Source organism: Patescibacteria group bacterium, assembly GCA_041667185.1.
Classification (GTDB): Bacteria; Patescibacteriota; Patescibacteriia; order SG8-24; family SG8-24; genus JBAYFM01.
Map to the genome: position 1 here is coordinate 26,995 of JBAYFM010000015.1, position 6,252 is coordinate 33,246.

The 6,252-nt window shown below is 60.8% G+C and carries 5 protein-coding genes and 3 tRNA genes; 2 read left to right on the forward strand and 6 right to left on the reverse strand.

The annotated features are described in order from the left end of the window. Positions 1-124 precede the first annotated feature (124 nt). The 4 genes from recG to WCT10_05425 all read right to left on the reverse strand — a co-directional run bounded on the left by recG (position 125) and on the right by WCT10_05425 (position 3,346). Positions 125-2,251, reverse strand: a complete 2,127-nt coding sequence (recG, locus tag WCT10_05410; protein MFA6604240.1) for an ATP-dependent DNA helicase RecG — start codon at positions 2,249-2,251, stop codon at positions 125-127. 230 nt (positions 2,252-2,481) lie between these two features. Continuing rightward, positions 2,482-2,563: transfer RNA gene (locus WCT10_05415), tRNA-Arg, on the reverse strand. Positions 2,564-2,684: 121 nt separating this feature from the next. Continuing rightward, positions 2,685-2,762: transfer RNA gene (locus WCT10_05420), tRNA-Arg, on the reverse strand. Between the two features lie 47 nt (positions 2,763-2,809). Further along, positions 2,810-3,346 carry a hypothetical protein gene (locus WCT10_05425; GenBank protein MFA6604241.1) on the reverse strand — a complete coding sequence of 179 codons (537 nt, stop codon included), beginning with the start codon at positions 3,344-3,346 and terminating at the stop codon, positions 2,810-2,812. A 152-nt stretch (positions 3,347-3,498) separates the two neighbouring features. On the opposite strand from WCT10_05425, the gene WCT10_05430 reads away from it, so the two are divergent. Further along, positions 3,499-4,197 (forward strand): hypothetical protein, encoded by a 699-nt coding sequence (locus WCT10_05430; GenBank protein ID MFA6604242.1) that lies wholly within the window; start codon positions 3,499-3,501, stop codon positions 4,195-4,197. Positions 4,198-4,260: 63 nt separating this feature from the next. Here WCT10_05430 and WCT10_05435 read toward each other — a convergent pair whose 3' ends face one another. Together WCT10_05435 and WCT10_05440 are read right to left on the reverse strand one after the other, a co-directional pair. Further along, entirely contained in the window at positions 4,261-4,977 is a 717-nt protein-coding gene (locus WCT10_05435) for a queuosine precursor transporter (protein ID MFA6604243.1), read from the reverse strand. 80 nt (positions 4,978-5,057) lie between these two features. Beyond that, positions 5,058-5,144 (reverse strand) — tRNA-Ser (locus WCT10_05440). A 271-nt stretch (positions 5,145-5,415) separates the two neighbouring features. Between WCT10_05440 and WCT10_05445 the strand changes: the two genes are divergently transcribed. Further along, a complete protein-coding gene (locus WCT10_05445) occupies positions 5,416-6,120 on the forward strand; it encodes a hypothetical protein (protein MFA6604244.1) in 705 nt (234 codons plus the stop codon). The last annotated feature ends 132 nt before the right edge of the window (positions 6,121-6,252 follow it).

Genomic DNA, 6,252 nt, shown 5'->3' on the forward strand with positions numbered 1-6,252 from the left:
GCGCCATCAAAAAAAAAAGACCGCCGGCCAATATGCCGGCGGCTTTTGTTTTCATGAATTCCGACCAGCGAGACCGGACGCGCCCCGGTCCGGCGGCTGCGGAATGTGGACGGACGCGGCCGCCCTACTCCAGGTGGACATGGCCGCCCTCGATGCGGGACAAGAGCTCGTGCGCCGCCGGCGGCAACTCGCCCCGGGATTCGGCCAGCAACAGCTCGTCGGCCGCCGTCCGCGCATCCCGGATCATCTCCAGATCGCTGAACGACGCCAGATGAAAGGTCGGAAAACCGGATTGCGCCGTTCCCAGCAGATCGCCCGGACCGCGCATCTTCAGATCCTTGTCAGCCAGGATGAAACCGTCGCTCGTGGCGGCGAGCGCCGCCAGCCGCTCCAGAGCCTCGGGCGAAGCGTCGCCGGGCAGCAGCAAGCAATGGGACTGGTGTTCGCCGCGGCCGACGCGCCCGCGGAACTGGTGGAGCTGGGACAGACCGAAACGCTCAGCACCCTCGATGCACATCATGGTGGCGTTCGGCACGTCGATGCCGACCTCGATGACCGAAGTCGAGACGAGTACTTTGGTCCGGCCGGCCAGGAACTCGGCCATGATCCGTTCTTTCTCCTCGGCCGGCAGCTTGCCGTGCAGCATGGCGGCCGGCACGCCGGGCAGATCGGTCCGGATCAGCCGTTCGTAAGCTTCGGCCACGGAAACCGAACCGTGCGCATCCGACGGATCGATGAGCGGACAGACGATGAAGGCCTGTCGCCCGGCGTCGAGTTCGCGGCGCACGGCAGCAAAAGCCGCAGCGCGGCCTGACGGCCGGACCACGCGAGTGATGATCGGTTTGCGGTCCTGCGGTTTTTCTTTCAGGAGCGAAATGTCCAGGTCGCCGTAGAAGGTCATGGCCAGAGAGCGCGGGATCGGCGTCGCGGTCATGGAAAGGAGATGTGGTTCGAAACCCGGACGGCCGGACTTGGCGCACAGCGCCTGACGCGCCCGGACGCCGAAGCGGTGCTGCTCGTCAATCACGACCAGAGCGAGCGCATGAAAGACGACAGACTCCTCGATGAGCGCGTGCGTGCCGATGACGACGTCGTAACCGCCGGTGGCGATCTTGCCGGCGAGCTTCGAGACCGCCGCCTTGCCGACCGCCGGCGCCGGGCGGCCGCGCAACAAGCCGATCTTGTAGGAATTGGTCCACAGCGCGATCCTGACGCCTTGGCCGTCCATGACCTTCCGGAGCGTCTCAAAATGCTGTTTGGCCAGGATCTCGGTCGGCGCCATGAGCGCGGCCTGATAGCCGGCCCGGGCCGCGTTGATCATGGCGATAGCCGCGACCACGGTCTTGCCGCTGCCGACGTCGCCGTCGAGGAGCCGGTGCATCGGCGTCGGCTTGTTCATGTCTTTCAGGATCTCCCAGGCCGCCCGGCGCTGATCGTTCGTGAGCCGGAACGGCAGCCGCCCGACCAAGGACCGCGTCGTCTCGAGATCGAACGGCACTTCGACGGCCCGGCTCCCCTGCCGGAACCGCCGCTGCTTGCCGACGTAGAGCTGCAGCCGCAGCATCTCATCGAAAGCCAGACGCCGCCTGGCCGCGGCCGCTTCGGCGGCGGTCTTCGGGAAATGGATGCCGACCAGGGCCTGGCTGAGGCCGATCAGTTGATGACGCCGAAGCAACGCCGCCGGCAGATGATCCGGCAGCTGGCCGGCCAATTCGCGGCAGGCGCCGACCAGCCGGCGGATGACGAACTGGCTCACGCCGGCCGCGAGCGGATAGACCGGCACGAGCGGCAGCGCGTAGACTCCGTCGCGGCGTTCGGCTTCCTCGTAAAGCGGACTGATGAGGCTGGGGCCGTATTTGTTCAGAGTGACCTTGCCGGCGAAACGATAACTTTCGCCCGCCTTGAGCTTGCTCGCGATATACGGCTGATGGAACCAGATCGCCTTGATCTGCCCGCTCTCATCCTCGAGCAAGGCCTCGGTCATGGACAAGCGGCGCTGCCGGAAACTGCGGCGCGAATTGACCCGCGCCACTTTGGCGATGATCGTGACCTGCTCGCCAGGAGCAGCGTCGGCAATCCGGCTGACCGCCGAGAAATCATCGAAACGGAAAGGATAATAATTGACCGCGTCCCAGGCGGTCTGCACGCCCAAACCAGCCAAAGCCGAACGCTGGCGGGACGTCAAACGAACGATCTTTTCGACCGGCGTATCGGCGCTGACCTTTGGTTGTACCGGGTCTTTGTCGGGCATGCGATAAGTATACCGGATTTGCGGGATCATCGTAGCTCTGGATCATACGAACCGACAGGACAGGATGTCGCCGCTGGCGGAGATACGAAAAAACCGCAAACGAGCTGGGATTTTTACGTGGCTGCGCCACGTGAACCGCAGCGTTCGTCTGGAGAAGGCCCCGTAAAGAGCTTCGCTTCGCTCAGCTCCACGGGGCACGTAAAAACCGCAGACAAGCTGCGGTTTTTACGTGGTGCGCCCGGGACGATTCGAACGTCCGACCTCGACCTTCGCAGGGGTGCGCCGCGAGCCGGCGAGCGGCGCACGGGCGGCAACGGCCGCCCCGGCTTTCGCGAGCGATACCTTATCTTGGCGAGCGAAAGCGCGGAAGACCGCTTCCTTGGAGCGCGACCCTGCGAAACGTAAAAACACCAGACAAGCTGGTGTTCTTGCGTGGTGCGCCCGGGACGATTCGAACGTCCGACCTCGACCTTCGCAGGGTCGCGCTCTATCCAAACTGAGCTACGGGCGCAGGCTAGCGGCTAGCCATTAGCTGATAGCTCCTGGCTAACTGCGCGATCAAATTTTCAGGATGCGGCTTAACGTATCGGAGAGCGGCTCATCGACCTGATCCAGATCCTCCTGGACGAAAGACCCCAGATACTTGCGGACAATGTTGGGATCCTGATCCTTGAGATCGACCGTCAGTCGCGAACCGAGAAGGCCTTTGGTCGTGATGTACAGATTCGCGGCGAACGGCGGTTCGTAGTAGAACCAGAACTTGTCGACATCCCGATAAGGATGAAAGACACTGCCGATCTCGATCCCCTCTTCTGTGATCGCGAAGGCGATCGGTGCGGGCTCGGAAACCGACGAGACGTAGATCACGAGCGCGAACATCACGATGATGAGCGCGAAGAGAAAGTTAGCAGATGACAGCGCATAAATCAAGAGCCCCAGCCCGGCCAGGATGGCGATGATATACCAAAGACGGCCGCGCTCGTGCTGAACGCCGTCGGAATACTGCCACTGAAGATAGATGCGACCGTGCGGCCCCATCAGGAATTCCGGCTGTTTGGCTTGAGTTTCTGGATCGCTATGCTTGGATCTGGGCATATTTTGACCTCAATTACTTTTATATTTATAGCATATCCGGCCCAAGCCAACCAGAGCCGCCTGATCAGGCCGGCCGTCTTGACTTTTCGGCTCAAATATGGTATGAAAACCCGTTCTTTACAAACCAAACCAACGGATGAAAGGAGAAGAGCATGTCCAAACCGAATATTTCGAAGCCGCAGCTCCTCGAAAAGATCAATGCGGTTCTGCAGGAATTCGACTTACCGCTCTGGAACGAGGCTCATCTGGGCGACGCCGAGACCGGCCAACGCGAGATCGTCGACCTGCTAGATTTCCAGGAGCAGGGACCCGGACGCGTCAGGATCAGCTTCTTGGTCGAGACTTCCGACCGCGGCCAGGCCAAGATCTCGATCAATTTCGGTCCCAGCCTCATCTGTGTCGTGCCCTATTTGCGCGTCAACCAGGGTGAGGCGTCAGACAAACGCTGGAAGATCGGCCTGATCAAGCGCTGGCTGGTCGGAGGGACAGAGTGGACCTTCGAACTCCCGCGCGGAACGGATCCGAATCCCGCCGGCAAGAACAGCGAGGTCGACTCGCCGGCGCACCGGGTGCTCACGAGCATCCTGGGCGAGGAATTCCGCGAATGGCTCGCGACCGACAAGGTCGAAAGCCTGGGTGAATTCCGGCTGGACGGCGAGAACTCGCCGACCCGCGCCTACCTGATCCGGGCCAGAGTCGTTCAGCCCGGGCGACGGAAACGCGGCGACGGCGAACTCGTTCTCATGGAGCCAGCCCAGCTGCTGACACACGTCCGCTCCAGCAAATTCATGAGCGACGTTCTGACATCAGCCGTGCTCTTCCGAGCCACGCTCCGCATTCCGCAGCTTTAGACAATACCCCGCTTTCCGGCGGGGTATTTTTTTATCGGATCAACGGAATTTTTATTTACCGCGTCAAACCGTCTTGGCTGCCGGAACGGACGACTGGCCGCCGCTCATGATCCAGCGGCTCAGATACATGAAAGGTATGTCCACGAGACCCACGAGCCATTTGACCGCTATCTGGCCCATGATGAGCGGCCCGAGCGGAGCGGAACCAGCAAAAGCCAGCGGGATGAAGATCAGACTGTCGAGAGCGAGCGCCGGCAGCGAACTGAAAGCGTTGCGGGCCCAAAGATGGCGGCCGCCGGTCTTACGCTTGAACCAGGCGAAGACGACCGCGTCGAAATTCTCCGAGATCAGGAACGCGGCCCAGCTCGCGAGCGTGATGCGGGGAACGGCGTTGAAGATCTGGCTCCAGGCATCCTGCAGGCCCCAGAACGGCGCTGGCGTGAGTCTCACGCCCAGCCAGAAGAACAGGACCATCGCCACCTGAGAGAGAAACGCGATACCGATCATCCGATGGGTTTCCATCCGGCCGAAGCGCTCGTTGACGATATCCGTCAGCAAGAACGTCACGGCGAAAACCAGCACGCCGCTCGGACCGTAGAAGGTCTGGAAGCCCAGATCAAAGGCCGCGATCTTGGCGGCGAGGACCTGGGCGACCAGAACGAACGTCACGTATAGCGCGATGAGCAGGTCCGGTCGGCCGGTGCGGCGGGCATACCAGCTGCCGAGGACCGTAAAACAGGTGATACCTAGGATCCAAACGATGAGCAGGGTCAGGTTCATAAATATATAGTTGAGAATCTCTTTCTTATTCCAATGAGCGATCTGAACCAGGGCTGATCCGCAGAATTTTCGTAACAAAGCGGAGGGGGGAGGATTCGAACCTCCGGTACCATTTCTGGTACAGCAGTTTTCAAGACTGCCGCATTTGACCGCTCTGCCACCCCTCCGCTTTGCTACGGAACAAGACTGCCACACTGTTTTGCTCGCGAACAAACTGAAGACCGGCCCCGGCGGCCCCGCCTTCACAACCTCGATTTTGCCACAAAACCGGCTGATTGGCTATTGGCTGGCGACTGATGGTCGGCCGACCGATATTCAAGCTTATTTGAGCTTGACAATAAACATCGTTCGAAGCTGCCAGTATTGACTTTTAAGCGAAAATATGCCATAGTTTACTGTTTCGTACCTTGAAAGCAAACCAACTTTAGGGAGGTTATCATGACCAAAGACGACAAGTACCGCGTACTTGAGGTGGTCAATAAGCTCTTGCAGCAGCACAAATTGCCGAGGATCGCGATCGAACAGCTTGGCGACGCCTCCAGAGGCGAAGCCGAGATCCAGGGCGTCAGCCATTACCAGATACTCGCTGACGGATGCCTGGAAATCACGTACCGGGTCGACGTGCCCCACTACGGCGAAAAGGACATTCCGGTCCGATTCGGCAGTTCCAGCTGCGTGCTCATCCCGATGTTCAGTGTCAGCCAGAACGGCGAACCAGCGACCTCCAAGGTTGCCCTGGTCAAAAAGTGGCGGGTCGAGAACAACGACTGGTCGTACGAGCTGCCCCGGGGACGCATCCTGGCCAGCGAATACAAGCTGCTCGAGGATCCGAACGTGTCGCCGATCTGCCGCATTATCGGCCTGACCTTCGGCGAAGAATGCCGCCGGGCTCTCGATTGTCCCGTGATCGTGAACGTCGGCAAACTCACTCATCGCGGCGAAGCGGCCAGCCTCGACATCATCGTCGTCCAGGCCACGATCACGAAGAACTTCTTGCGCCGACCCGGAGACGGACGTATCGTGCTGGTGCCCCGGGAGCAGTTGATGAAACTGATCGACGAAGACAACGACAAGACGACCCGGATCACCGAAGTGGTAACGACCGCGGCGCTGCTCAAAGCGGCCAGAAAACTTGGCTGGTGAACCAGCCCCTAACCGACCGGACCCCTGCAGCTTACGGGGTCCGGTTTTTTGTTTCGTTAATGCCCCCCCCCCCCCCCCCCCCCCCCCCCCCACGCCCCCCCCCCCCCCACCCCCCCCCAACAACCCCACAAA